General features: G+C 56.7%; 25 protein-coding genes. 22 read left to right on the top strand and 3 right to left on the bottom strand.

Going from position 1 to position 25,532, the window contains the following annotated elements; translation table 11 throughout:
• The first annotated feature begins 47 nt into the window (after positions 1-47).
• The 14 genes from GOW16_RS03280 (at position 48) to GOW16_RS03215 (ending at position 13,576) form a co-directional block, all read left to right on the top strand.
• Entirely contained in the window at positions 48-1,259 is a 1,212-nt protein-coding gene (locus GOW16_RS03280) for an ABC transporter substrate-binding protein (RefSeq protein WP_170410173.1), read from the top strand.
• Positions 1,260-1,325: 66 nt separating this feature from the next.
• On the top strand, positions 1,326-2,348 hold the full coding sequence (locus GOW16_RS03275) for a carbohydrate ABC transporter permease (RefSeq protein WP_170410162.1): 1,023 nt from the start codon (positions 1,326-1,328) through the stop codon (positions 2,346-2,348).
• Between the two features lies 1 nt (position 2,349).
• Positions 2,350-3,504 carry a carbohydrate ABC transporter permease gene (locus tag GOW16_RS03270; protein WP_170410143.1) on the top strand — a complete coding sequence of 385 codons (1,155 nt, stop codon included), beginning with the start codon at positions 2,350-2,352 and terminating at the stop codon, positions 3,502-3,504.
• 127 nt (positions 3,505-3,631) lie between these two features.
• Positions 3,632-4,162 (top strand): ester cyclase, encoded by a 531-nt coding sequence (locus GOW16_RS03265; protein WP_170410141.1) that lies wholly within the window; start codon positions 3,632-3,634, stop codon positions 4,160-4,162.
• Positions 4,163-4,172: 10 nt separating this feature from the next.
• Positions 4,173-5,504: a histidinol dehydrogenase gene (gene hisD / locus GOW16_RS03260; RefSeq protein ID WP_170410139.1), complete on the top strand. Its 1,332-nt coding sequence runs from the start codon at positions 4,173-4,175 to the stop codon at positions 5,502-5,504.
• Positions 5,501-6,553, top strand: coding sequence for an ester cyclase (locus GOW16_RS03255; protein ID WP_170410137.1), 1,053 nt, complete (start codon positions 5,501-5,503; stop codon positions 6,551-6,553). The genes hisD and GOW16_RS03255 overlap by 4 nt, the downstream gene beginning before the upstream one ends.
• Complete coding sequence (locus GOW16_RS03250; RefSeq protein ID WP_170410135.1) at positions 6,553-7,317, top strand: SDR family NAD(P)-dependent oxidoreductase; 765 nt, start codon at positions 6,553-6,555, stop codon at positions 7,315-7,317. Before GOW16_RS03255 ends, GOW16_RS03250 begins: the two co-directional genes overlap by 1 nt.
• A complete protein-coding gene (locus GOW16_RS03245; protein ID WP_217354471.1) occupies positions 7,317-8,360 on the top strand; it encodes a LacI family DNA-binding transcriptional regulator in 1,044 nt (347 codons plus the stop codon). The genes GOW16_RS03250 and GOW16_RS03245 overlap by 1 nt, the downstream gene beginning before the upstream one ends.
• Entirely contained in the window at positions 8,357-9,346 is a 990-nt protein-coding gene (locus GOW16_RS03240; RefSeq protein ID WP_170410133.1) for a nuclear transport factor 2 family protein, read from the top strand. The genes GOW16_RS03245 and GOW16_RS03240 overlap by 4 nt, the downstream gene beginning before the upstream one ends.
• A gap of 152 nt (positions 9,347-9,498) precedes the next feature.
• Positions 9,499-10,458 (top strand): cupin, encoded by a 960-nt coding sequence (locus tag GOW16_RS03235; protein WP_170410131.1) that lies wholly within the window; start codon positions 9,499-9,501, stop codon positions 10,456-10,458.
• On the top strand, positions 10,455-11,057 hold the full coding sequence (locus GOW16_RS03230) for a class I SAM-dependent DNA methyltransferase (protein WP_170410129.1): 603 nt from the start codon (positions 10,455-10,457) through the stop codon (positions 11,055-11,057). The genes GOW16_RS03235 and GOW16_RS03230 overlap by 4 nt, the downstream gene beginning before the upstream one ends.
• A gap of 10 nt (positions 11,058-11,067) precedes the next feature.
• The gene (locus tag GOW16_RS03225) at positions 11,068-12,192 is read left to right on the top strand and encodes a cobalamin-independent methionine synthase II family protein (RefSeq protein ID WP_170410127.1); all 1,125 of its coding nucleotides are present in this window, start codon (positions 11,068-11,070) and stop codon (positions 12,190-12,192) included.
• Positions 12,189-12,884, top strand: coding sequence for an alpha/beta fold hydrolase (locus GOW16_RS03220; RefSeq protein WP_170410125.1), 696 nt, complete (start codon positions 12,189-12,191; stop codon positions 12,882-12,884). Before GOW16_RS03225 ends, GOW16_RS03220 begins: the two co-directional genes overlap by 4 nt.
• On the top strand, positions 12,881-13,576 hold the full coding sequence (locus GOW16_RS03215) for an RraA family protein (protein ID WP_170410123.1): 696 nt from the start codon (positions 12,881-12,883) through the stop codon (positions 13,574-13,576). The genes GOW16_RS03220 and GOW16_RS03215 overlap by 4 nt, the downstream gene beginning before the upstream one ends.
• A gap of 64 nt (positions 13,577-13,640) precedes the next feature.
• On the opposite strand, the gene xylB is transcribed toward GOW16_RS03215, so the two are convergent.
• Positions 13,641-15,077: a xylulokinase gene (xylB, locus tag GOW16_RS03210; protein WP_170410122.1), complete on the bottom strand. Its 1,437-nt coding sequence runs from the start codon at positions 15,075-15,077 to the stop codon at positions 13,641-13,643.
• A gap of 122 nt (positions 15,078-15,199) precedes the next feature.
• On the opposite strand from xylB, the gene GOW16_RS03205 reads away from it, so the two are divergent.
• The 7 genes from GOW16_RS03205 (at position 15,200) to GOW16_RS03175 (ending at position 22,739) form a co-directional block, all read left to right on the top strand.
• Complete coding sequence (locus GOW16_RS03205) at positions 15,200-16,225, top strand: LacI family DNA-binding transcriptional regulator (protein ID WP_170410120.1); 1,026 nt, start codon at positions 15,200-15,202, stop codon at positions 16,223-16,225.
• A 95-nt stretch (positions 16,226-16,320) separates the two neighbouring features.
• Positions 16,321-17,625: an ABC transporter substrate-binding protein gene (locus GOW16_RS03200; protein WP_170410118.1), complete on the top strand. Its 1,305-nt coding sequence runs from the start codon at positions 16,321-16,323 to the stop codon at positions 17,623-17,625.
• Between the two features lie 106 nt (positions 17,626-17,731).
• Positions 17,732-18,598, top strand: a complete 867-nt coding sequence (locus GOW16_RS03195) for a carbohydrate ABC transporter permease (RefSeq protein ID WP_170410116.1) — start codon at positions 17,732-17,734, stop codon at positions 18,596-18,598.
• A 12-nt stretch (positions 18,599-18,610) separates the two neighbouring features.
• The gene (locus tag GOW16_RS03190; RefSeq protein ID WP_170410114.1) at positions 18,611-19,441 is read left to right on the top strand and encodes a carbohydrate ABC transporter permease; all 831 of its coding nucleotides are present in this window, start codon (positions 18,611-18,613) and stop codon (positions 19,439-19,441) included.
• Positions 19,442-19,453: 12 nt separating this feature from the next.
• Complete coding sequence (locus tag GOW16_RS03185) at positions 19,454-20,458, top strand: ABC transporter ATP-binding protein (protein ID WP_170410112.1); 1,005 nt, start codon at positions 19,454-19,456, stop codon at positions 20,456-20,458.
• Positions 20,455-21,228, top strand: coding sequence for an L-iditol 2-dehydrogenase (locus tag GOW16_RS03180; RefSeq protein ID WP_170410110.1), 774 nt, complete (start codon positions 20,455-20,457; stop codon positions 21,226-21,228). The genes GOW16_RS03185 and GOW16_RS03180 overlap by 4 nt, the downstream gene beginning before the upstream one ends.
• Positions 21,228-22,739 carry a mannitol dehydrogenase family protein gene (locus GOW16_RS03175; protein WP_170410108.1) on the top strand — a complete coding sequence of 504 codons (1,512 nt, stop codon included), beginning with the start codon at positions 21,228-21,230 and terminating at the stop codon, positions 22,737-22,739. Before GOW16_RS03180 ends, GOW16_RS03175 begins: the two co-directional genes overlap by 1 nt.
• Positions 22,740-22,787: 48 nt before the next feature.
• Here GOW16_RS03175 and GOW16_RS03170 read toward each other — a convergent pair whose 3' ends face one another.
• Positions 22,788-23,912 carry an amidohydrolase gene (locus GOW16_RS03170; RefSeq protein WP_170410106.1) on the bottom strand — a complete coding sequence of 375 codons (1,125 nt, stop codon included), beginning with the start codon at positions 23,910-23,912 and terminating at the stop codon, positions 22,788-22,790.
• Positions 23,905-24,915 carry a pyridoxal-phosphate dependent enzyme gene (locus GOW16_RS03165; RefSeq protein WP_170410104.1) on the bottom strand — a complete coding sequence of 337 codons (1,011 nt, stop codon included), beginning with the start codon at positions 24,913-24,915 and terminating at the stop codon, positions 23,905-23,907. Before GOW16_RS03165 ends, GOW16_RS03170 begins: the two co-directional genes overlap by 8 nt.
• Before the next feature lie 33 nt (positions 24,916-24,948).
• Between GOW16_RS03165 and GOW16_RS03160 the strand changes: the two genes are divergently transcribed.
• A complete protein-coding gene (locus GOW16_RS03160; RefSeq protein WP_254429662.1) occupies positions 24,949-25,461 on the top strand; it encodes an Lrp/AsnC family transcriptional regulator in 513 nt (170 codons plus the stop codon).
• The last annotated feature ends 71 nt before the right edge of the window (positions 25,462-25,532 follow it).

Here is a 25,532-nt window from a genome sequence, read left to right as displayed (position 1 = left end):
ACCGGTCCGGACGTCGACGACGGACCGATCCTGACAGGGAGAAACGCATGAAACTCAAGACGATCCTTATGGCAGGTGCCATGTCCATCGCCGCCACCGGCGCATGGGCGGAATGCGCCTTCGAAAACGACGTGCCATTGAAGTCGCTGTCCGCCGGGTTTGAAGCCTGGAAAGCGGTCACCGATGCGATGGCGGAATGCGGCAATTTCAGTGCCTCGCTGGACCAGGAATTCCGCGAAAAGCAACCTGAGGCATTTGCGGCTGATCCGGCGCTTTATCAGATCGGCGGTGTTTCGAACGCAACTCTGGTGCCTTTGCTCAACGCCGGTACGATCCGTCCGCTAGACGATCTGGTCGAGAAGTACGGTCAGGATTTGCTGCCCAATCAGTTGATCAAAGTCGATGGCAAGACCATGGCCATCGCGATGATGGTGAATGCGCAGCACCTGATGTATCGCGACGATGTTCTGGCTGAATTGGGCATCGAAGAGCCCAAAACATATGACGATGTTCTTTCCGCAGCTGCCAAGATCAAGGAAGCCGGCGTCATGGACTATCCCATTGGCGGGACGTTCAAGACCGGTTGGAACCTTGGTCAGGAATTCATCAACATGTACCTCGGCGAGGGCGGATCGTTCTTTGGTGACGGCAACATGCCTGCAATCAACAACGAGCAGGGCGTGGCGGCGCTGGAAACCCTGAAAGCCATGACCGAGTATATGGACCCGGAATATCTGGTTTCCGACTCGACATATGTTCAGCAGCAGTTCCAGCAGGGCAAGATTGCCATGGCGAACCTGTGGGCGAGCCGTGCGGCCGCGATGAACGACGAAGCTGAAAGCCAGGTGGTGGGCAAGGTGACCATGGCCGCGGCTCCAATGGGATCAGCGGTTCCGGCGACCACAATCTGGTGGGACGGTATTGTTCTGGCTTCGAACATGAGCGACGAAGAGGCTGATGCTGCCTTCCGCGTCGCACTTGAGGGCATGGACACCGATATGGTCAGTGCGAACAACGATGTCGCCGTATGGCTGAGCACGGCCTATTCGGCAGGTCCTTTGGCTGCAGGTGCTGCAGCGTCCGCTGAAGGCGGTGCCAAGGCTTACCCGGCTTCCGGTCCTATGGGCATCATGCACACCTCGTTGGGTAACGGACTGGCCGACTACCTGACCGGTGCCAAAGACGCGCAGACGACGCTGGCCGATATCGAGGCAGACTACGTCACTGCCGCGAAAGAAGCGGGTCTGATCAGCAACTGATCCTCTCTTGGGAGGGCTCCGGTCCTCCCATCCCTTTCCCTCGAGAACCATTAGAAAGGCAGAGCCATGAATTTCCGGACATTTGCCGCTTTTGTCGGTCCCTCTGTCTTTATGATGCTTCTCTTCATCGCGTTCCCGCTGGTCAGCGTGTTCAAGCAGAGTTTCTATGTCACCCAGCCGATTTATGAGACGGTTGAAAAAGAAACCTGTACCCCCGGCTTCCTGACCCAGAGCTGTGTGACCGAAAAGGTGTCGCAGCCAAAGCTGGATGAGCATGGTGAGATCATCACGCAAACCCAGTATGTGGGGTTGCAAAGCTATCGCAACGTTCTGGAGCCTGAGCGTGCTTGGCGTGCCATAAGCGATGGCAGTTGGCACGTGCTGTCGACTATCAACTTCTGGAAAGCCCTTCGGTTTACACTGACATTTACGCTGATAACTCTGCCACTTGTGGTCGGTTGCGGGCTTGGGATTGCGATCCTGATCAACAATGCCGCGCGATCGATCCGCGGTCCGGTGATATTCGTCTCTCTATTGCCTTTTATCATCACCCCGGTGATTGGTGTTCTGTCGATCAACTGGCTATTTCGAGGTGACGGAATTCTCACCGCGATGATGGAATGGTGGCTGAACCGTGACATAGCCCTGTTTGCCCAGGCATGGACCATCGAAATTCTGATGATGCTCTATCGCGTCTGGCACGTCGCCCCCTTTGCAGCGATCATTTTCTATGCCGGTCTGCAAACGGTCAATCAGGATAGTCTTGAAAGTGCTGTGATTGACGGGGCGACCCGTTGGCAGCGGCTGAAATACATCGTCATCCCGCATCTGATGCCGCTAATCATCTTTGTATCGATGATCCACCTGATGGACAGCTACCGCGTCTTCGAAGAGATCGTAGGTTTCTCGAGCCAAGGCTATGTGATCTCGCTGCAATGGCTGACCTTCGACTACCTGACGCCGGATCAGGCGGGCAACCGGTCGATCAGTCGGGCCTCGGCCAACTCAATGCTGACCATGATCGGTGTTGTGATCCTACTTATCCTACCACTGCGCCGCACATGGCGTGATCATAAAGGAGGTCACTGATATGTCCTCGCGTGCGCTTCGCCAGCCTTTCGGCCTGCGGTTGACTTCAAATATCTTCCTCGCGCTGTGGTGCCTGATCGCGGCGTTCCCGATCTTCTGGATCGTGGTGATGAGCTTCAAGTCACCCGTCGATGCCTTCGACAGCAACGCGCTAAACGTGATTTTTGGGCCCGCCACACTGGGCGTTGGCAAAGGTTTGTCGCTGCTGGATATCATTCTGGGCATTGCGGTGATTTGGGCAACCGTTGTGATCGCCACAAAGAAACTGCCGTCGATGGTGAAGTCTTACACAAGGCCCGAGCAAGAATGGTTTGGCTGGGTGATCGGTGCGCTGGTTGTCCTGGTTGGATTTCTGCTTGCGTTCTTTGTCGTCCTGCCTGCCGTTTTAAACGTGCTGAACCCGTGGTTCGGCCCCTTGGGTCAGGACGTGCTTGGCCTGACCACCGAACACTACAAGACCGTCTGGATTGACCGGGGCTTTTCAAACAACTTCAAGAACTCACTGATCGTGACAACAGGTGTGGTGACCGTGTCGCTGACCGTCGGCACGTTGGCGGGATATGGTCTGGCACGGTCTGGATCAACTTTAGCTTTTTGGATCCTGATTGTCGCTTTGGTGTTCCGGGCGCTGCCGCATTCGGTGCTGGTGGCTGGTTATTTGCCGGTGTTCATCAACTCGGCTGAATGGCTGGCCCCGATCCTGGGTGAAAATGCACCGACACTTTACGGCAAGCCATTTGCGGTGATCGCCGTTCTGGTCGCAATCAATCAACCATTCACGATCTGGATGCTGCGTTCGTTCTTCCAGAATATCCCGGCAGAGCTGGACGAAGCCGCCCGCGTTGATGGTTGCAGCCACTTCCAGGCCTTCCGGCGCGTGATCATGCCGGTCATGTGGCCGGGGGTGATCACCACTGGCCTGTTCAGCTTCCTGCTGGCCTATAACGACTTTCTTGTCACTGCACTGCTGCTGGATGCGCAGAACCAGACCATGGTTCCCGCCATCGTCGGCATGTTCAACCGCGAGACGACAACAACCGACCAAGTGGTCGCGGTTGCCGCAGCCGTGTCGATCACTGCGCCGCTGATCTTCCTTGTTCTGATCTTCCAGCGCCAGATTGTGAGCGGACTGACAGCCGGGGCGGTCAAAGGCTGATGAGCAGTAACTCGCGCCATAACGCCATGTCGCGCCACCCGGCGCTGAACAGGATGCCGAGGGACTTTCTGAGTCTAGGGGTTTCATTTCCCCATCTCGTACCCCGGCACCCTGAAAGGATAGAAAGATGAAAGGTTCCCGTCCCGAACAAGCGGTTCTAACCCGCGACACGGACATGAGTAAAACCGAAGACACGCGCCGCGTGATCGAAACCATGGTCGACGGCCTTAACGACCACCGCATTGACGATATCGGAGAATTCTTCACCCAAGGCTTCCGCTGGATGGGCAATCAAGGCTGCGGCACCAAGACCGGCCTGAAAGAATTTCAGGACAACTGGCAGCGCCCGTTTCAGGCGGCGTTCTCGGACAAGACCTGCATTGATGAGGCACGCCTGTACATGGGTGAATGGGCGGCTGCCTTCGGCCGTCAGGAAGCGACCCATTCGGGTGAGTTTCTGGGCATCGCGCCAACCGGAAAGCGGGTCGAGATCCGCTACATGGATTTCTGGAAAGTTGTTGACGGCAAGATCGTCGACAACTGGGTGAATGTAGATTTTGCGCATGTTGCGGCGCAATTGGGCGTGGACCTCTTCAACGGCGAAGGCTGGGAAGCATTTGACCGGGGGGAAAAACTTCCGCCCCGGCCCGAAAACTGAGGATTGGAAAATGGCGATTGAGTATCTCAAACGCGGTAAGTCTGACGCCGACCGGGCGGAAGATGATGCCAAAACCCGAGCCGTGGTTGAAGCCACGCTGAAGGATATCGAAACCCGAGGCGATGCCGCTGTGCGAGACCTGAGCGAGAAGTTCGACAATTACTCGCCGCCCTCTTTCCGCTTGTCGCAGCAGGAAATCGATGACCTGATCGGGCAACTGACCGACCGCGAACTGGCCGATATCAAATTCGCGCAGGAACAGGTGCGCAACTTTGCCCAGGCGCAGCGCGACTCGATGCTGGATATCGAGGTCGAGACCCTGCCGGGCGTCATCCTGGGGCACAAGAATATCCCTGTGCAGTCAGTGGGTTGTTACGTCCCAGGTGGCAAGTTTCCGATGGTGGCCTCGGCCCATATGTCGGTGGCGACAGCCTCGGTGGCTGGAGTGCCTCGGATCATCGCCTGTACGCCCCCGTTCAAGGGTAAACCGAACCCGGCGGTGATTGCCGCAATGCATCTGGGGGGGGCACATGAGATCTATGTTATGGGCGGTATTCAAGCGATTGGCGCGATGGCGCTGGGCACTGAAACCATCGACCCGGTGCACATGCTGGTCGGCCCTGGAAACGCTTTCGTGGCCGAGGCCAAGCGGCAACTGTTCGGCCGTGTAGGTATCGATCTGTTTGCAGGGCCGACAGAGACGATGGTCATTGCGGACGAAACCGCAGCAGACGCGGAGCTGTGCGCGACTGACCTGCTGGGGCAGGCCGAACACGGGTATAACAGCCCCTGCGTTTTGCTGACCAACTCGCGCAAACTGGCAGAGAGTACATTGCTCGAGGTCGATCGTTTGCTGGGCATTCTGCCGACCGCGGGCACTGCGAAAGTGTCGTGGGACGAATATGGCGAGGTGATTGTCTGCGATACTTATGATGAGATGTTGCAAGTCGCCGATGATATTGCCTCGGAACATGTGCAGGTGATGACGGACCGCGATGACTGGTTCCTTGAAAATATGACCTGCTACGGCGCGTTGTTCCTTGGACCACGGACCAATGTATCAAATGGCGACAAGGTGATCGGCACCAACCACACCCTGCCCACCAAGAAAGCCGGGCGTTACACGGGCGGTCTTTGGGTTGGGAAGTACCTGAAAACTCACAGCTATCAGAAAGTTTTGACCGATGAGGCGGCAACGCTGATCGGCGAATACGGCTCGCGTCTGTGTATGCTGGAGGGCTTTGTTGGGCACGCCGAACAGTGCAACGTTCGCGTGCGCCGTTATGGCGGCATCAACGTGCCGTACGGTAAGCCCGCCCCGTACCGGGATGCTGCTGAATGAGTGACAGGCATACACAGCACAAGGCCCTGATCGCTCTGCTCAGGGCCGCGATGTATGATTTTTCCGAAGTTGGCGTGCGCCAGTCGCTGGCCGAGGTGACGGTGCCCGATGCCGTTTTTCACCTGTGTCATCCTTTTGGTGACAGCGTCGGCAGCGACGCTTTCTACGACTGTGCCTACAAGGACTTGCTGGCTGCCTGGCCCGATCTGGAACGCCGCGACTACATCGTCATGTCCGGATCGGATGAATTCGGTTCTGATTGGGTCGGCTGCGGTGGGTACTACACCGGTACCTTCACCGGCTCGTGGATGGACATCCCGCCGACGGGTCATCAGGTCACGATGCGATTTCATGAATTCTATCGTTTTGAAAACGGAAAGATTGTCGAGATGCAGGCGCTATGGGACATTCCCGAAGTTATGATGCAGGCGAACGCCTGGCCGATGGCACCAAGCCTGGGCCGTGAATGGCACATCCCCGGACCTGCCACTCAGGACGGGTTTGTCCCTGGTCCTTATGATGAAACTAAGGGCAAACAGACGTGTCAGCACATCATCGACATGCTCGATCATCTGAAAAAGCACCCATCCGAAGGTGGCCCCGAGGTGATGGAGATGGAACGGTTCTGGCACCCGCGTATGAACTGGTACGGTCCTTCGGGCATTGGCACCGGACGTGGTATTGCGGGCTTTCGCAATTGGCATCAGATCCCGTTTCTCAACGGTATGCCGGATCGCGGGAAATATGTAGACGACATCACCTATCATTTCTTTGGTGACGGGGAATACGCGGCTGTGACCGGTTGGCCCAACATGATCCAAACCGTTACAGATGACGGTTGGATGGGCATCGCGCCTGCGGGCAAGAAGATCACCATGCGCAGCCTCGATTTCTGGCGTTTGGAGAATGGCCGTATCCGAGAAAACTGGGTATTGGTCGATCTTCTGGACGCCTACCGCCAGCTTGGCGTTGACGTCTTTGCCCGTCTGCGGGAATTCAATAAAGCCCGCAACCTGGGCCGCATTGAAATACCGGATGGAATGAGCTGATGACCGAATTGCCGCGCACCCCTTCATTTTCCCTGAGCGGAAAAACCGCCCTTGTGACCGGAGCCTCTTCGGGTATCGGGCAGGGCTGTGCAGTGGCTTTGGCCGAAGCAGGCGCGCATGTCGTCTGCGCCGCCAGAGGCGAGGACCGGTTGAATGATACGGTGGCTGCTTTGCAGGGGCAGGGCTGGTCAGCCGAGGCGCTTGTGCTGGACCAGGGCGATCTGGGAAAGCTGAAACAGCTTTTCGAAACGCAAAACTTCGAGGTCGTTGTGAATTCGGCCGGAATCGCACGTCATAGCCCCGCAATTGAAACGACACCCGAAGACTTCGATGTCGTTACAGGCGTCAATTTGCGTTCCGCCTACTTCCTTTCCGCCTACGCTGCGCGTGCCTTGATCGATGCTGGCAAGCCGGGGTCCATAATTCATATCTCCAGTCAAATGGGCCATGTGGGCGGTGTCGACAGGGCGCTTTATTGTGCAACCAAGCATGGGCTCGAAGGTATGGTCAAATCCATGGCCATCGAATGGGGTAAACAGGGCATTCGGATCAACACGGTCTGCCCGACCTTCATTCGAACGCCGTTGACCCAATCCACTTTCGACAACCCCGAACGCTCCGCGTGGATCATGGAGAAGATCAAGCTGGATCGCGTTGGTGAGGTCGAGGACATCATGGGCGCTGTGCGCTACCTCGCCTCGGACGCCTCGGCACTGGTCACCGGTACGTCGATGCTGATTGACGGAGGTTGGACGGCGGACTGATGGCTGAGAAAGTAACTTCCCTTCAGGTCGCCCAGCTTGCCGGGGTCAGCCAATCTGCGGTGAGCCGTGTCTTCACGCCGGGTGCCTCGGTCAGCAAAAAGACTGAAGAAAAGGTGCGCAAGGCCGCGACAAAGCTTGGTTATCGCCCCAATGTTCTGGCGCGCGCGATGGTGTCGGGCAAAAGCCGCATCATCGGTCTGGTCGTTGCCTACCTGGACAACTATTTCTACCCCGAAGCGCTTGAGAAGCTGTCGAATGAGCTGCAGGAGCAGGGCTATCACGTCCTGATCTTCATGGCCTCCAGAACCGCTGGAAACATTGACGACGTGATGGAAGAAATTCTCGATTATCAGGTGGATGGTGTCATTCTGGCCTCGGTCGCGATGTCGTCGGATATAGCGACTCGATGCCAGCAGGCGGGCGTGCCGGTGGTGTTGTTCAACCGCAGCCAGGATATCGATGGGATCACCTCGGTGACGTCCGACAATTACGTCGGCGGTCGCAAGGTTGCCGAGTTCTTCATTGCCGCAGGCCACCGTCGCATCGCCTACATTGCCGGTTGGCAGGGTGCCTCAACCCAGCGAGACCGCGAGGCTGGGTTTCGCGCCGCACTCAGTGATGCGGGTCAGGATTTGTACGCGTATGAAATAGGTGAATTCCTGACCGAAGACGCGCGTCTGGCGGCACGCCGCATGTTTGATGTTGAACCGGAAAAACGACCTGACGCGGTGTTCGTCGCCAATGATCACATGGCGCTGGCTGTCATGGACGTCATTCGCTTCGAGCTGGGCATGCGTATACCCGAGGATGTATCCGTAGTCGGATATGACGATGTCCCGCAGGCGGGCTGGCTTGCCTATAACCTCACCACCATTCGTCAGCGGGCCAACCTGATGGTTGCCGAAACCGTTGACGCGTTGCTGAACCACATAGAAAACCCGGCAGCTGCCGCAGCGCGCAAGGTCGCGATTGATGGGCCACTGATCGTGCGCACGTCGGCCCGGCTGCCCAAAGGCTGGACGCCGCAAAGGACGAACACATGAAAGGCTTCGACCCGAAGTTCCGGGATTTTCCCGACTATATTATCGGTATCACCAAAGAGATTTGGGAAGATCGCGGCATCGCCACACTGCACGACTATTACAGCAAAGATATCGCCGTGCGTTCACCCGGGTCGGTGGTTCTGGGCAATCAGAATGTAATCGGCGCGACCATGGCAACGCTGGCCGAGTTTCCGGATCGGCAGTTGCTGGGCGAGGATGTGATCTGGTCTGGAACACCGGAAGATGGGATGCTGAGCTCTCATCGGATCCTATCAACCGCGACGCATCTGGCCGAGGGCGTTTATGGCAAACCGACCGGGACCAAGCTGCGTTACCGGATTCTGGCCGACTGTCACGCCATTAACAACCAGATCAACGACGAATGGTTGATCCGGGATCAGGGCGCGATTGTGCGGCAGATGGGCTGGGAACCCAGGGAGTATGCTGCTGACCTGATTGCGCGCGAAGGCGGTCCGGATAACTGCATCCGCCCCCTGACTCCGGAAAATGATCAACCCGGGCCGTATAAAGGCCGTGGTAATGACAATGAATGGGGACAGCGCTATGCCGACATTCTGACCCGGATCATGAATGCTGATTTGGGCGCAGTCGAAGCGGAATATGACCGCGCTGTTCAGTCGGAATACGTAGGCGGGGTTACTGGTCACGGCTGGGATGCGGTCGATCGTTTCTGGATGGGGTTACGCGCCAGTTTCCCCAATGCAGAATTCAGGATCGAACATCAGATTGGGCGGGAAGATCCGAGTATGCCGCCACGCGCTGCACTTCGCTGGAGTTTGTGGGGCAAGCATGACGGATGGGGTGTTTTTGGCGCCCCGACCGGAGCACAGGTCTATGTTTTGGGGATCAGCCATGCTGAGTTTGGAGCGGTGATCAGCGGTCAGCCGGGCCTGCGGCGGGAATACACGTTGTTTGATGAAACCTCGGTCTGGAAACAGATCCTGCTGCAGGGCGGGGAAAGCTAAGTGCCTGAGCGGATTTCATCTCTCAATGCCAGTCGTGTGGCAAGGCGATTTCACGCGCATCGTGCGTCGTTGCGTGCGCGGCGTCTGAACAACCGACCTCCAGGGGGTGGGGACTGATCCCATCATTCCCACAGATCCAAGGAGACAAGTTCATGAGCACCATTCAACAACGCATCGTCCGATATGGCGAGTTGAAGCCCTGTAAAACGGCCTTTATCGACGCACACACACCAGGCAGCGATCAGAAAGAGAACTTTACGATCATCGGCGGGGGCGTGTCGGAATCGCCCGATCAACACGTTCACATCACGGACAAGATCGGATTCAACATTGGTGCTGCTGGCCAGCCGCCGAAATGCCGAAACTCGCTGCACAGCCACACGACGGCCGAGGTCTTTTTTGTCGCCAAGGGGCGCTGGCGGTTTTTCTGGGGCCGCTATGGCACGGCAGGCGAGTTCATCGCCGAAGAAGGTGATATCTTCAACATCCCCACCGGCATTTTCCGTGGGTTCGAGAATGTCGGCCAGGACTATGGGATGATTATGGCGATCCTGGGCGGGGACGACGCCGGTGGCGGCGTCACATGGGCACCTCAGGTTATCGAAGACGCGCAGGCGCATGGTCTGATGCTAGGCGATAACGGCGTTCTTTATGATCGCAAAAAAGGTCAGGAGTTGCCGCACAATGTGCGCCCGATGCCATTGTTGACCGAAGAGCAACTGAAAGCCTACCCCGAGGTTCCGGTTGAGGATGTCGTCGGCAAATATGTTGCCCGTTATTGGGATCTGATGGCGCTGTCGGCCAACAAACCCACACAGGTGATCGGTGAGAATGGGTTGATCAAGGACAAACCCGGGTTCGAAGTTGACTTCCTGAGCCGAGGGTCTTGTGAGACCGAGGTCAAAACTGCCGACAAACCAGTGGTCTTAATGCCTGCAAGTGGCCATTGGCGTATCTCCGTCAACGATTATGAAACCACATTGTCGGTTGGTGACACCGCTTTGGTTTTGCCGGGTGAATCCTATAGCGTTCAACCCTCGATGACAGGGTGGGCGGGCTTGTACCGGATTACCGCAACCGATGACCCGGCAGGAGTAACCTGGACAGGATGAACGCTGATCCCAACGACACACACGCCGTTTATGAGCGGCAAGCCACGGAGTATGACAAGCGCCGCTCTAAGGCCCTGTTCGAGGCGCGCTGGCTGGCGCGCTTCACGGCCAGCCTCAACCCGGGCGATCACGTGTTGGATTTGGGCTGTGGCACCGGTGATCCGATTGCGCGTTGGTTCATGGCCGAAGGATTTGTTGTCACGGGGGTGGATTTTTCTGAGGCGATGCTGGCCATTGCCAGGGACCGTTGGCCAGACGGGGACTGGCGGCACGCTGACATGCGGGATTTCGAGCTGGGTCAGCAGTTCGAAGGCATCATCGCGTGGAACAGCTTTTTTCATCTGACGGCAGATGAGCAAAAGGCCTGTATCACCCGCATGGCACGTCATCTGGATACAGGTGGGATGCTTATGCTGACTGTGGGCCCGCGCGCCAGTGAGGTGAGCGGCACAGTGGGATCAGAGCATGTCTATCATGCCTCGCTGTCCCCGGCCGGATACGCCGTGTGCCTTGAAGAGAACGGGCTGCAACTGACCGGGTTTTTGGCCGAAGACCCAGAGACACAAAGCCATACCGTGCTGATGGCGCGAAAGCTGTAGGGAGATCCTAATGACCATAAAAACCACACATGTTGGGTCTCTGCCCCGAACACAGGACGTCGTGGACTTCATCTTCGCCCGTGAAAACAGCGAACCCTACGATTCAGGTGCCTTTGATGCCTGCATGGCCGCCGCCGTGGCCGAGACAGTGCGTAAACAAGTTGAAGCGGGTATCGATATTGTCAGTGACGGAGAGACATCCAAGATCTCGTATGCAACATACGTCAAGGATCGCTACACCGGTTTTTCTGGTGACAGTCCTCGTAACGCACCAGCGGACCTGAAGATGTTTCCGGGTTTCCTGCAACGTCTGGCCAATGACGGCGGCACACCACAATATGCACGCCCCATGTGCACCGGCGAGGTGCGTTCGAAAGGGCAGGGGGAATTGGAAAAGGACATCGTCAACCTCAAGGCGGCGATGACACAGAACGGGGCCGAACGCGGTTTCATGAATGCAGCCTCACCGGGCGTGATCTCATTGTTTCTGCAGAATGATTTCTATCCCACGCGTGAGGCTTATCTGGCAGCTTTGGCAGACGCCATGAAAGAGGAATACGAAACCATTGTGGCCGCTGGATTGGACCTGCAACTGGATTGCCCGGATCTGGCCTTGTCGCGCCATATGCTGTTCACCGACCTCACGGACGACGAGTTCGTCAAAATTGCTGATATGCATGTCGAGGCCCTGAACCACGCGCTTCAGAACGTCCCACAGGATCGCGTGCGGGTGCATATCTGTTGGGGTAACTACGAAGGTCCGCATTGCTGTGACATCGCAATGGACAAGGTTTTTAATACCCTTATGGCGACCAAATCACGGTATGTCCTGTTCGAGACTTCCAACCCGCGCCACGCCCACGAGTGGACAGTGTTCCGAGACCGCAAGGCCGAGATTCCAGACGATAAAATTCTGGTGCCTGGCGTTGTCGACACCACCACGAATTTCGTCGAACATCCCGAACTCGTTGCACAGCGGATCGAGCGTTTTTCAGGAATCGTCGGCGCGGATCGGGTGATAGCAGGCAGTGATTGCGGTTTTGGTACCTTTGCGGGCTTTGGCGCTGTTGACCCGCAGATCGCATACGCCAAGTTGTCGACGTTGTCTGAAGGGGCAAAGTTGGCCTCGGCATGACACCTCTGATCTTCTTGCCCGGCATGATGTGTGATGCCCGCCTCTTTGGCCCGCAGATCAATGCCTTGTCGGGGAGTAGGCCGGTGATGACTTTCCCGCTTTCCGTACACGACAGCGTGCAGGCCATGGCAGATGACCTTCTGAAAAATGCACCACACGAGTTCGCTCTGGCCGGGTTGTCGATGGGAGGTATCGTGGCAATGGAGGTTTTGCGCCAGGCCCCGGAACGTGTCTCGCAGCTAGCCTTGCTCGACACAAACCCACGGGCTGAAATGCCAGAGGTAAAAGCCCGTCGTGCGCCCCAAATGGCGGCCGTCCGCGAGGGTAAGCTGAGGTCTGTAATGCGGGACGAGATGAAGCCCAGTTATCTGGCAGACGGACCCAATCAGGGCGCTATCCTGGATCTGTGCATGGCAATGGCCACCGACTTGGGCCCGGATGTTTTCTTACTTCAGTCGCAAGCGCTGATGGACCGCCCGGATCAAACCAATACCCTGAAGGCATTTACCGGAAAGGCTCTGGTTCTGTGCGGTCGAGAAGACAGGCTTTGCCCCGTTGAGCGTCACCAGCTAATGCACGATCTGCTGCCAAACAGCGCGCTGGAGATCATTGATGGCGCAGGGCATCTGCCGACTTTGGAACAACCCCAAAAAACTACAGCGGCATTGATCCGCTGGTTGGAGGACACATGACGCCATCCCTTTTGTCTCTGCTTCGTAAGGTTGATACACCCACTGTCTGCAATGCCATTGAAGTGGCGCAAGGCAAACGCGGGTTTGATGATTTCACGCGCGGAACCATGCTGTGTTCAGCGCCAGAGGAACCCGCGATTGTGGGTTATGCCCGGACAGCCAAGATCGCTGCGGTCAATCCGCCGTCCGAGCCGCCCGACGTTATCAAGGCCCGACGCATGTCTTACTACAAATACATGGCCGAGGCACCGGGTCCGTCGGTCGTTGTGATTGAGGATGTGGATTATCCGGATTGCATCGGCGCCTATTGGGGCGAAATCAATACATCCGTTCACAAGGGGTTCGGTATTTCCGGAGTGGTAACCAATGGCGTCATGCGAGATCTTGGCGACTTGCCCGAGGGATTTCCGGTTGTCGCCGGTTCCATCGGCCCAAGCCACGGTTTTGTCCATGTCCGCGAAATTGATACCCCGGTTTCAGTTTTTGGTATGGTGGTTAATCCAGGCGATTTGATCCATGCCGACCGTCATGGTGCTTTGGTTGTGCCCGGCGATGTTGTTGATCAATTGGAGACCGCAATCCAAAAGCTCTTGTCGACAGAACACATTGTATTGGACGCAGCCCGCCAACCAAACTTTGATTTCGAAGCCTTCGAGACAGCCTGGGCTGCGTTCGAAAAGGCAAGGGTTTGATCGGAGGAGGCGGACTGCCAATCCGATAGGCGAGAACTGGTGACGGAATCAGACTAGTCGGGGTTCAATCGACCGCGCTCACCGCGCTGTAGAGCTTGCGAAAGCGGCTCAGTCGCTCGGATAGTGCCCCTGGATCAGCAGGCTCGAAACGATCCGTTGTTGAAGGCTGGACCGCAAGATCGGAAACAGATAACGCACCAATCCCACAGGCCGCCAGCCGCGCCGCGCCGTAGGCGGGGCCGGAATCTGCGCTGCTAGAGCGAACTATGTGTTTGCCGGTGACAGTCGAGATCAACCCCAACAACAGATCGGATCGGCTGCCACCTCCGATGACAGCCAGCTCTGACAAATTGTCGATGGTGTCGCCGAAACTCTGCGCGGCGTCAGCAAAGCAAAAGGCGATGGCTTCAACAACCGAACGACAGATATCAGCGCGCGTTGTCGAATCCTCAAGCCCAAAGAAGCACGCGCGAATATGCGGGTCCCCGTGGGGGCTGCGCTCACCCGTCAGGTAAGGCAGGAAAATCGGAATACGATCGCCGCTGACCGTTTCAGCAAGCGCAACAACTTCGGCAGCGGACAATCCCAGTTGTCCACCGATCCATGAAATGGGTCGCGCACCGTTCAGCATTGCGGCCATTTGATACCATCGGCCCGGCAGTGTGTGCGCATACGCATGTACGTAGCGTTCAGGATTGGGCCTGTACGTCCGATCCGCTGCGAACAGTTGCCCAGACGTCCCCAGAGAGATGAACCCTCGCCCCGGTTCAGTCGCCCCCAGAGACACAGCACCGGTTGCGGCATCTCCGCCGCCGGCGGCAACGGGCACACCGGGTTTCAGCCCGGTTTCAGCCGCAGCTTGCGCTGTCACCGCCCCAACAACATTGTGGCCGTCAAAAACCCGCGGCAGCCAGTCGGGCGAAACAGCTGTAGCCTCGGCAATTCCGGCGTGCCAGTTGCGCGTGGTCTGATCCAGCCACATTGTTCCGGCAGCATCCGACGTATCGGTTGCCAGTTCTCCGTGCAGACACAAGCCGATATAGTCTTTCGGCAAGAGAATATGGGCTACTCGGGCATAGCCGTCGGGTTCATGCCGCTTTAGCCATGCAATCTTGGGAGCGGTAAAGCCCGGTAAAGGGAGGGCGCCCGCGATTTGCCCGATCTGCGGTTGGGCCATGCGAAGTACATCGCACTCATGCGTTGCTCGGCTGTCATTCCACAGGATCGCGGGGCGGATAGGGTGCCGATCGCGGTCCAATAGTACAGCGCCGTGCATCTGGCCGGACAATCCTATCGCCTTCACCTCGGACAGCGTGATGTGCCCTGCAAGGTGAAGCAATGCTTCGCGTGTCGCCTGCCACCACTGATCCGGATGCTGCTCGGACCAGCCGAGCTGTGGAGAGGACGCGGCTAAGTTCATCGAGGATGTAGCAAGAATCCGATCGCTATCTGCACAGACAAGTTTGACCGCTGATGTTCCGATATCGATCCCGAGATACATTTGAACTCCTTGCCACACGTTGGTCGCGTGAGGCCTGTCTGGCTATTGATTTTTTAGCGCGCGCAAAGAATATGTAAAACTATGATAAGATCAAGACGGACAAAACCAGCAGGCAGACTGGCATGACCAAGATAAAGAATATGGAAGAGTTTGCCGCCCTCAGCGGCATATCGCGCCCAACAGTTTCCAAGTACTTCCACGATCCCGACAGCGTTCGCCCCACAACACGGGCCCGTATCGAAGAAGCGTTGGAGCGGTTCGATTATCGCCCCAACATTTATGCGGTGAACCAGAACCGGAAACTGACCAAGAACATCGGCATCGTCGTGCCCTACCTGGCCGATCCGTTCTTTGCAGAAATCGCACGTTACCTGGAACAAAGCTGTATCGCGGCTGGGTATCGCCCGTCCCTGTTCAGCGCTCATGGTGAGCAAAAGCTGGAAAACGAAATTCTGGACGGGCTGCAATCCTTGAAGCCCGCCGGGGTTCTATTAGCACCTTTAGGGCGCATCTCGGACAGATCAGCGATCGAGAAGTTCTGCGCCAATGTACCGACAGTTTTGTTCGACAGTAATCTGGATGGTTTAGGGGCCGCATTCGTTGGTTCCGACAATTTCAGCTTTGTCTCCCAAACCGTCGAATACATGACCCGCACAGGCGAACCACCTTCGTTCTTCGAAATGCGCACACCCGCGAATCCGAACGCCAATAAACGAAGGAAAGCCTATGTCGAAGTGATGGAGCGCCTCGGGTTCGAGCCACACATCATCAAGGTCGACGGCAAAGGTTGGGCCTTTGAAGAGATCGGCCACAAGGGCGCACTAAAAGTTCTGGAGGAACGTGGTTTGCGAACCGGTTCGGTTCTCTGCAGCAATGATCGACTGGCCATTGGCTTTCTTGCGGCCTGTTACGAACAGGGGATTCGCGTTGGCCGCCGCGACGATTGCGCGCTGCGCGTGGCCTCAAATGACGATCACCCCTTCGCAAAGTTCACCTGCCCATCCCTGACAACAGCGGCCCATGACTATGACAATGTTGCAAGCCGCAGCGTCGAAACTCTGTTCGAACTCATTGAAAGTGGAGGGAGATTTGAAACGAGGACAGAGACGTTGTTCCCGGCAAGGCTGGTTTTGAGGGATTCGGCATAACCGTTAAAATTTAACGCGCGTAAAGTTTTTATTGACGCCGCGATAATTTACGAACTACCTTCTCTGTACGGCATCCAAGCTCAGGGAGGACAAGGATGTATTTGAAGAACGCACTTCTTGCGGCGACTGCACTGACTTTCGTCGCCGCGGCAGCAGCCCATGCGCAAACCATCACGATCGCCACAGTGAACAATGGCGACATGATCCGGATGCAGGGCTATTCCGATAAATTCACTGAGGCGACCGGCATCGATGTGGAATGGGTGACGCTTGAGGAAAACGTTCTGCGCCAGCGTGTGACCACGGACATCACCACCAAAGGTGGCCAGTTCGACATCATGACCATCGGCATGTACGAAACTCCGATCTGGGGCGCAAATGGATGGCTGGTACCGCTGGACGGATTGTCGGCGGAATACGATGTCGATGACATTCTGCCCGCGATGCGGGGCGGCCTGAGCCATGAGGGTACGCTCTATGCGGCACCTTTCTACGGCGAAAGCTCGATGATCATGTATCGCACGGACCTGATGGAAAAGGCCGGTTTGGAGATGCCCGAGGCACCCACATGGCAATTCATCCGCGAAGCCGCGGCCGCAATGACGGATCGCGACAACGACATCAACGGCATCTGCCTGCGCGGCAAGGCCGGTTGGGGTGAGGGCGGTGCTTTCATCACTGTTACCGGCAACTCGTTTGGCGCGCGCTGGTTCGACGAAGACTGGAAGCCGCAGTTCGATCAGCCCGAATGGAACGAAGCGCTGACCTTTTTTGTCGATATGATGTCAGAGTCCGGTCCGGCCGGTTATGCGACCAACGGCTTCAATGAAAACCTCTCGCTGTTCCAGCAGGGCAAATGCGGCATGTGGATCGATGCCACGGTTGCTGCTTCGTTTGTGACCAACCCAGACGACTCGACGGTTGCGGACAAGGTCGGCTTCGCGCTGGCTCCAAATTCAGAAGGTGTTGATAAACGTTCCAATTGGCTCTGGGCCTGGGCTTTGGCTATTCCGGCTGGCACCGAACAGGCTGATGCCGCTAAGCAATTCATCGAATGGGCGACTTCGAAGGATTACATCGAACTAGTGGCAGAGAACGAAGGCTGGGCAAATGTTCCCCCGGGGGCACGCACGTCTCTGTATGAGAATCCGGAATACCAAAAGGTTCCGTTCGCCAAGATGACGCTGGATTCGATCCTGTCTGCTGACCCCAACAATCCGACGGTGAAACCCGTTCCGTATGTTGGCATCCAGTTTGCAGCAATCCCGGAATTTGCAGGCATCGCCACACAGGTAAGCCAGGAATTCTCGGCGGTCTATGCCGGACAGCAAACGGTTGAGGAAGCGTTGGAGAAAGCGCAGGCCTTCACAGCTGAAGAAATGGAAGCGGCAGGATACTGACGTCTTCCAAACGCGGGCGGGCAGAGGTCTGCCCCCCGCCTTACACTTCCACAATCCACGTTTTTCTCGCAGGCTGATACGCGCCTGAACAGAGAGGTCTTGTGTCATGGCAACTCAACATTCCCGATCCGTTGCGCGCCTGATGATGGCACCCGCAGTTGTCCTGCTGCTTGGCTGGATGCTCGTGCCGCTGACAATGACGCTGTATTTTTCCTTCAAAAAATATCTACCATTGCGCGGCGGAGATCTGGGCTGGGTCGGATTCGACAACTATGTCCGGTTCGTATCCTCCAGTTCGTTCTGGCCTGCCGTTCAGGCCACGCTGATGATTGTTGGTGGCGTTCTGGTGATCACAGTGGTTCTGGGTGTCCTGCTGGCGATGCTGCTGGACCAGCCCATGTGGGGGCAGGGCGTCGTCCGCATCCTCGTGATCGCGCCGTTCTTTGTCATGCCGACCGTTTCAGCGCTGGTCTGGAAAAACATGTTCATGGACCCGGTCAATGGCTTGCTTGCCCATCTGTGGCGCTTTTTCGGGGCCGAACCGATCTCGTGGCTGTCCGAAGCGTCGATGACCTCGATTATCATGATCGTCTCTTGGCAGTGGCTTCCTTTCGCAACGCTGATCCTGTTGACCGCGATCCAGTCTCTGGACAGCGAACAACTGGAAGCCGCGGAAATGGACGGTGCCCCTGTCCTGAAACGTTTTTACCACATCATCCTGCCGCACCTGAGCCGCGCGATTACGATCGTGATCCTGATCCAGACGATCTTTCTGCTCTCGATTTTCGCCGAAATCTTTGTGACTACCGGCGGCGCGTTCGGCACCCGCACCCTCACCTACCTGATCTTCCAGCGCGTGCTGGAAAGCCAGAATGTCGGCCTTGGATCAGCCGGGGGTGTCTACGCCATCATCCTTGCCAATATCGTTGCGATTTTCCTGATGCGCATCGTCGGCAAGAACCTGGACGCGTGAGGAGGAACGACCATGACCCGCGCCGTCACAACCCGCCGCAAATCGCTGAACACTGCCCTTGCATGGGCTGTTGGACTGGTGATCTTTTTCCCGATCCTCTGGACCATCCTGACCAGCTTCAAGACCGAGGCGCAGGCCATAGCCAGCCCACCCCTGTTCCTGAACTTCGACTGGACGCTGGAGAATTACGCCATCGTGCAGGAACGCTCGGACTACATGCGGTTCCTGTGGAATTCGGTTATCATCGCAGGCGGATCAACTATTCTGGGCGTAATCATTGCGGTGCCTGCCGCTTGGGCGATGGCCTTTGTGCCCTCAAAGCGCACCAAGGACATCCTGCTTTGGATGCTGTCCACCAAAATGCTGCCTGCAGTGGGCGTGCTGTACCCGATCTACCTGCTGTTCATCCGTTTGGGGCTGCTGGACACACGCGGAGGGCTGGTCGTGGTGCTGATGCTGATCAACCTGCCGATCATCGTCTGGATGCTCTACACCTATTTCCGCGAGATTCCGGGGGAGATCCTTGAAGCCGCGCGAATGGATGGTGCGACGTTGAAAGAGGAAATCCTTTATGTCCTGACACCGATGGCGATACCTGGCATCGCATCGACCGTCTTGCTGAACTTCATCCTTGCATGGAATGAAGCGTTCTGGACCCTCAACCTGACTGCCGTCGACGCGGCCCCTCTGACGGCATTCATCGCCAGTTACTCCAGCCCCGAGGGCCTGTTCTTTGCCAAGCTCAGCGCGGCCTCGACCATGGCAATCGCACCGATCCTGATCCTTGGCTGGTTCAGCCAGAAACAACTTGTCCGCGGCCTGACCTTCGGCGCCGTGAAATAAGGAAGACGACCTATGGGACGTATACAACTCAAGTCCGTGACCAAAAGCTTCGGTGATGTTGAGGTCATTCCGCCGCTGGATCTGACCATCGAAGATGGCGAGTTCACCGTGTTCGTCGGCCCCTCGGGCTGCGGAAAGTCCACGCTGCTGCGTCTAATTGCCGGTTTGGAGGATATAACTTCTGGATCAATCGACATTGATGGCGCAGATGCGACAGACGTGCCACCCGCCAAACGTGGCTTGGCGATGGTATTCCAGTCCTACGCGCTTTATCCGCATATGACTGTTCGCAAGAACATCGCTTTCCCACTGCGCATGGCGAAACTGGATCAGGCCGAGATCGACCGGCGCGTCGAAAGCGCGGCGGGCGTTCTGAACCTGACCGACTATCTGGACCGTCGTCCAGGCCAGTTGTCCGGCGGCCAGCGCCAACGTGTCGCCATCGGGCGTGCGATTGTACGTGAACCGGCTGCATTTTTGTTCGATGAACCGCTTTCAAACCTTGACGCAGCGCTGCGTGTAGGCATGCGGCTGGAGATCAGCGAACTGCATGAACGTCTCGCGACCACAATGATCTATGTCACTCACGATCAGGTTGAGGCGATGACCATGGCCGACAAGATCGTCGTGCTTCAAGCCGGAGTGATCGAGCAGGTCGGCAGCCCGCTGGAGCTTTACCGCACACCACGCAACCTATTTGTCGCCGGCTTTATCGGCTCACCCAAGATGAACTTCATCGAAGGCGCAGAGGCCGAAAAGCACGGGGCGCAAACCATCGGTATTCGCCCAGAACACATTGCAGTTTCGGAAACTGAAGGTAAATGGTCCGGAGTTGTAAGCGTTTCCGAACATCTAGGCTCGGATACTTTCTTCCACGTCCAGAATACCGGGCTGGCCGAGACGATCACTGTCCGCGCGGATGGCGAGGTTGGGTTCCGTCATGGCGACCGCATCCACATGACACCGCGCGCTGACGTTATCCATCGGTTTGACGCCAAAGGCTTGCGGATCGAATGACACGTCTGGCAGGCAAAACCGCCCTAATCACCGGCGCCGCGCGCGGCATCGGGTTAGCGTTTGCCAAGGCTTACGTCGCAGAAGGCGCGTGCGTGGCGATTGCAGATGTTGACGGCCCAAGAGTGCAAGGCGCAGCGGCCGATATCGGCGAAGCCGCTTTGGCCGTTGAGATGGACGTGACAAAGCAGCAGAGCATCGAAGCGGCGGTCAAGAAATCGGCAGCACATTTTGGACCCATCGACATCCTGATCAATAACGCTGCTATCTTCACAGCTGCTCCAATCGTTGAGATTGAGCGGGCCGACTACAATCGCGTTTTTGACATCAACGTTGCAGGTGCGCTGTTTACGATGCAGGCCGTGGCGAAACACATGATTGAGCACGGAACCAAGGGCCGGATCATAAATATGGCCTCGCAAGCGGGGCGAAGAGGTGAGCCCTTGGTCGCTGTGTACTGTGCCAGCAAAGCCGCAATCATATCTCTGACGCAATCCGCCGGGCTGAACTTGATCTCTCATGGGATCAACGTGAACGCCATTGCTCCGGGCGTGGTTGATGGTGAACACTGGGACGGCGTAGATAGGTTCTTCGCAAAACACGAAGGCAAACCTCCGGGGCAAAAGAAACGCGAAGTGGCTGCGGCGGTGCCTTTCGGTCGCATGGGTCGCGCCGAGGATTTGACCGGAATGGCGGTGTTTCTGGCTTCGGATGAGGCAGAATACATTGTTGCACAAACCTACAATGTCGATGGTGGAAATTGGATGAGCTGATGAACCCGTTGGCAAGCGCACAATCACCGGTGAAACTAGGGCTCAACCGCCTTAGGGAACTTCCTGCGGATGTCAAAACCCCCCAGTACCGGCGCGAAGCCCTGACACCCGGTATCGTGCATATCGGGCTGGGCAATTTTCACCGTGCACACCAAGCCTGGTACATCCATCAACTGATGCAGCAGGGGCTGGCACACGACTGGGCGATCATTGGGGCCGGTGTGCGACGTTACGACTCTGATATGCGGAAACGCATGATGGCTCAGGATTGCCTGACAACCCTGATCGAACTGGACCCCGACACGGTATCCGCTGAAGTGATCGGTCCGATGATTGACTACCTGCCGATCGAAGATGACAATGCGGCCCTGATCCGGAAAATGGCCGACCCGGCGATCCGAATTGTGTCGCTGACCGTGACCGAAGGCGGGTATTTTCTGGACGCCAACACCGGTTCGTTCAACGCAGATCACGAAGACATTCGCCACGATGCGAGCAATCCTGACCATCCTCGTACAGCTTTTGGCGCGATTGTCGCGGCGCTAAAGCAACGTCGCGCGGACGGTTCGAAACCCTTTACCGCGCTCAGTTGCGACAACCTTCAGGGCAACGGTACGATTTTGCGTGGTTGCATTGTCGGTTTGGCCAAAATGACCGATCCTGATCTAGCTGATTGGATTGATCAGAACAGTGCGTTTCCAAACTCGATGGTGGACTGCATTGTGCCCGCCACAACTGAAAAAGTGATTTTGCAATGCCACTCGCTTGGCGTCGACGATTGTGCGCCGGTCACGCATGAGAACTTTCGCCAATGGGTGATCGAGGATGATTTTTGCGCGGGACGCCCGCCGCTGGGCAAGGTTGGTGTCACGCTGACCCACGATATTCACAGTTACGAAGCGATGAAACTGCGCATTCTGAACGGCGGTCATCAATTGCTTGCAAATGCCGGTGAAATTCTAAACGTCCCGACAGTTTCGGACTGCATGCAGGATGCTGACATAGTGGCGTTTTTCAGAAAGGTTCAGGCCGAGGAAATTTTGCCTCATGTCGATGCTGTTCCCGGAACCGCCGCGACTGAGTATCTGTCCTTGGTAGAGGCACGTTTTGCCAATGCGGCAATTCACGACACAACGCGCCGGGTCGCATTTGACGGATCGTCACGACATCCGGCATTCTTGCTACCGTCGCTGCGCGATGCACTGGCATCTGGCTCTTGCCTAAGCGGGCTGGCGCTTGCCGAAGCTCTCTGGTGCCGGATGTGCGCCGGCATTCGAGAAGATGGATCCGAAATTTCCCCAAATGATCCCCTTTGGGAGGATTTGCAGAAGACCGCCCTTGCGTCCAAAACAGATCCAAAACAATGGATCGAACAAAGCCAGTTCTTTGGTGATTTTGGTCGCGACGCGCGTTTTGCCGACGCTTTTGCCTCTTGGTTGCATGCGATTTGGCAACGCGGCAGCCGTGAAGCCATAGCAGACTACGTGGCGCAGGATTCAAAGCCATACTGACCTTGTTCTAACGCCCTTCCGGTCATTCATTCCGCGGGTCGCCTGGCGTCAAAACTCGCGCCGAGCAAGACCAGTCCAGAATGCAATCCCGTGCCTGATCGCTTCGTCGTTGAAATCATAGGACGGGTTATGAAGCGGCATTGAATTGTTCCCCTCCACCCCGTTCCCCATCAGGATGAAGGCCCCCGGGCGATGCGCAAGAAACTCTGCAAAATCTTCGGAGAAACCCACCCGACCGTACTCTGCATCGAGACTGCCAACATCGCGAGCTGTGCCCGCGATCAATTCAGTGGCTCTGGCATCGTTCACAAGTGGTCGGAATGAAGTCGAATAATCTACCTTTGCTTCTGCGCCCTGTGCTGCACATACGCCGGCCACTATGGCGCGCATTCTGCGCTCGATTGTTTCAGACACATCCTTGGAAAATCCCCGGCAATCCCCCCGCAAGGTTACATTGCTTGGCAGGATGTTACGTGCACCGTCCGTCAGGAATTCCGTGACGGACACCACTGCATGTTCGCTTGCTGGAACCGAACGAGACACGATCGTCTGCAATTGCTGCACAATTGCCGCCCCGGTCATGATCGGATCTACGCCTTTCTCTGGCATAGACGCGTGCCCACCCTGGCCCCGTACGCGTATCTCGAAGTTATCCTCGAAGGCGCAGAATGGCCCAACTTGCGTGGCAAAATGACTAAGCTCCATTCCGGGCATATTGTGAAGGCCAAAGATTGCGGCCATCGGGAACCGCTCGAACAGACCGTCGGCGATCATCGCGGCTGCCCCGTTTCCGTTCTCTTCGTCTGGCTGAAAAATGAAGTGAATGGAGCGGTTAACAGATGGGTCCGTGGCGAGCGCCAGAGCAGCACCTAGCAGCATGGTGCTGTGGCCATCATGGCCACATCCATGAAACTTGCCTTCCGTTGTTGAGCGATACGGCAAGTTGGTGGCCTCGTGTATCGGCAGTGCGTCCATATCCGCACGAAAGCCGATTGCGGTTTCGTCTGGACCACGGCGCAAGGTGGCCACAATGCCTGTGCGGCCCACTCCACGCGTGACCTCAAGTCCCGCGCGTTCCAACTCGGTGGCGATCAGACGCGCGGTTCGGTCAAGGTCGAAGCCTGTTTCAGGATGGGTATGCAAATCACGACGAAACGCGACAAGATCAAGCATCGGGGACGCTCCCTTCGGAGAACACAATCAATGGCAATTTGGCTTCATCGGCCAAAAAAGCTGCAAGCCCGGCTGCACCGGAAGGCGTCGTCGCAAAACCCAACTCTCGCGCATGTTCTACGGCATCCAGAGCCTGTGCGTCACTGATCGTAACCCAGTCATCGGCACATCGTTCCAGAATGCCCAAAGCCAACATAGAGGGTGTTTTGCAGTCCAGTCGCCCCATGTTGGACACTGGGCCTTCGACCGTTACGATCTGTCCGGCACGGGCGCTGTCCCGAAGGCAGGGGGCTGCGTCCGGTTCTACCACTATGATCCTTGGTTGAACCGCCCAGTTGGACCGGATCATGTAGGCGATCCCCGCAGCCAATCCACCGACGCCAGCCTGTAAGTAAACGTGGCTGGGCCACTTCCCGGAACTCTGCAGCTGTGTACGCATTTCTTCGGCAATGACGGTATAGCCTTCCATCACCAATCGTGGAGGTTCGGTGTATCCAGGCCAGGATCCATCGGCGAGGTGGATTGCGCCAGTGGCCTCGGCGTCACCAATGGCTGCTGCAACACTCGCCTCGTAATCGTCGCCGGATCGAACAACTTCAGCACCCTTATCCCTAAGGCGAACTGCAAAGTCTTCTGGCACCGTGTCGGCAAGGTGAATGCGGGCCTTCGCACCAAAAAGCCGCGCACCGGCGGCCACTGCCATGCCATGGTTGCCTGCGCTGGCACAAACAAAGGTCATGGTCCGTGCAACGGTCTTTACGGGCTCATCCAGAAAAGCGCCGGCTTCCAAAGGATGACCAACACGTGCTTCGATCAGCCTGGCAACAGCGTAAACGCCGCCAAGCGCTTTAAAAGCGCCCAAGCCCATCCGGTTGGTTTCGTCCTTGATCAGTATGGATTGCCCTTGGAGACTGCGTGTCTCAAGCGGGCTTGGATTATAGGCGGGGCATGCAGCCAGCAGAGCCAGAGGCTTGGCTACATCAAGCGTCGTTGAATTTTTCATAACGAGAGTTGTAACTGCGAACGATGATCAATTATGGTCAGTTTTGCTATTATTATGGGAAATTTTCTCAAATTGAGAGGGGCATGCATGAAGCTCGATCAGTTTGACCGAAGCCTTCTTCAATTGATGCAGGCCGACGCAAAGATGGGCCTCGAAGCCCTTGCGTCAGAGACGGGCTTGTCGGTGGCATCTGTTCAGCGCCGATTGAAGGCATTGAGGACTTCGGGCGCCATTGTTTCGGAAGTGGCAATCGTTGATCCAAAAAAGCTGGGTGTCGCGATGAGTTTCATTGTCATGGTTGAATTGGAACGCGAGCGTCAGGATCAGATCGACGCATTCTCGCGTCAGGCGCAATCTGAGCCCATGGTGCAGCAGTGCTATTACATCACCGGAGAAGCCGACTTTTGTCTGGTCTGCACCGCAAGGGACATGGATGATTTTGAGGAGCTCACGAAACGATTGTTCTTCGACAACTCAAACGTTCGTCGATTTCGCACCTCTGTTATTATGGGGAGAAAGAAAGTTGGCCTGGGCATTCCTGTTTAGGGGTTGCACTTCGCAGCAATACCCAAAGATCGGGCTTGGCGATAGCGTCCGTTAGACAGGCAACGAAACGC

This window comes from Ruegeria atlantica, assembly GCF_013033965.1.
Taxonomy (GTDB): Bacteria; Pseudomonadota; Alphaproteobacteria; order Rhodobacterales; family Rhodobacteraceae; genus Ruegeria; species Ruegeria atlantica_D.
This window is presented reverse-complemented; position numbering and strand designations above follow the sequence as displayed.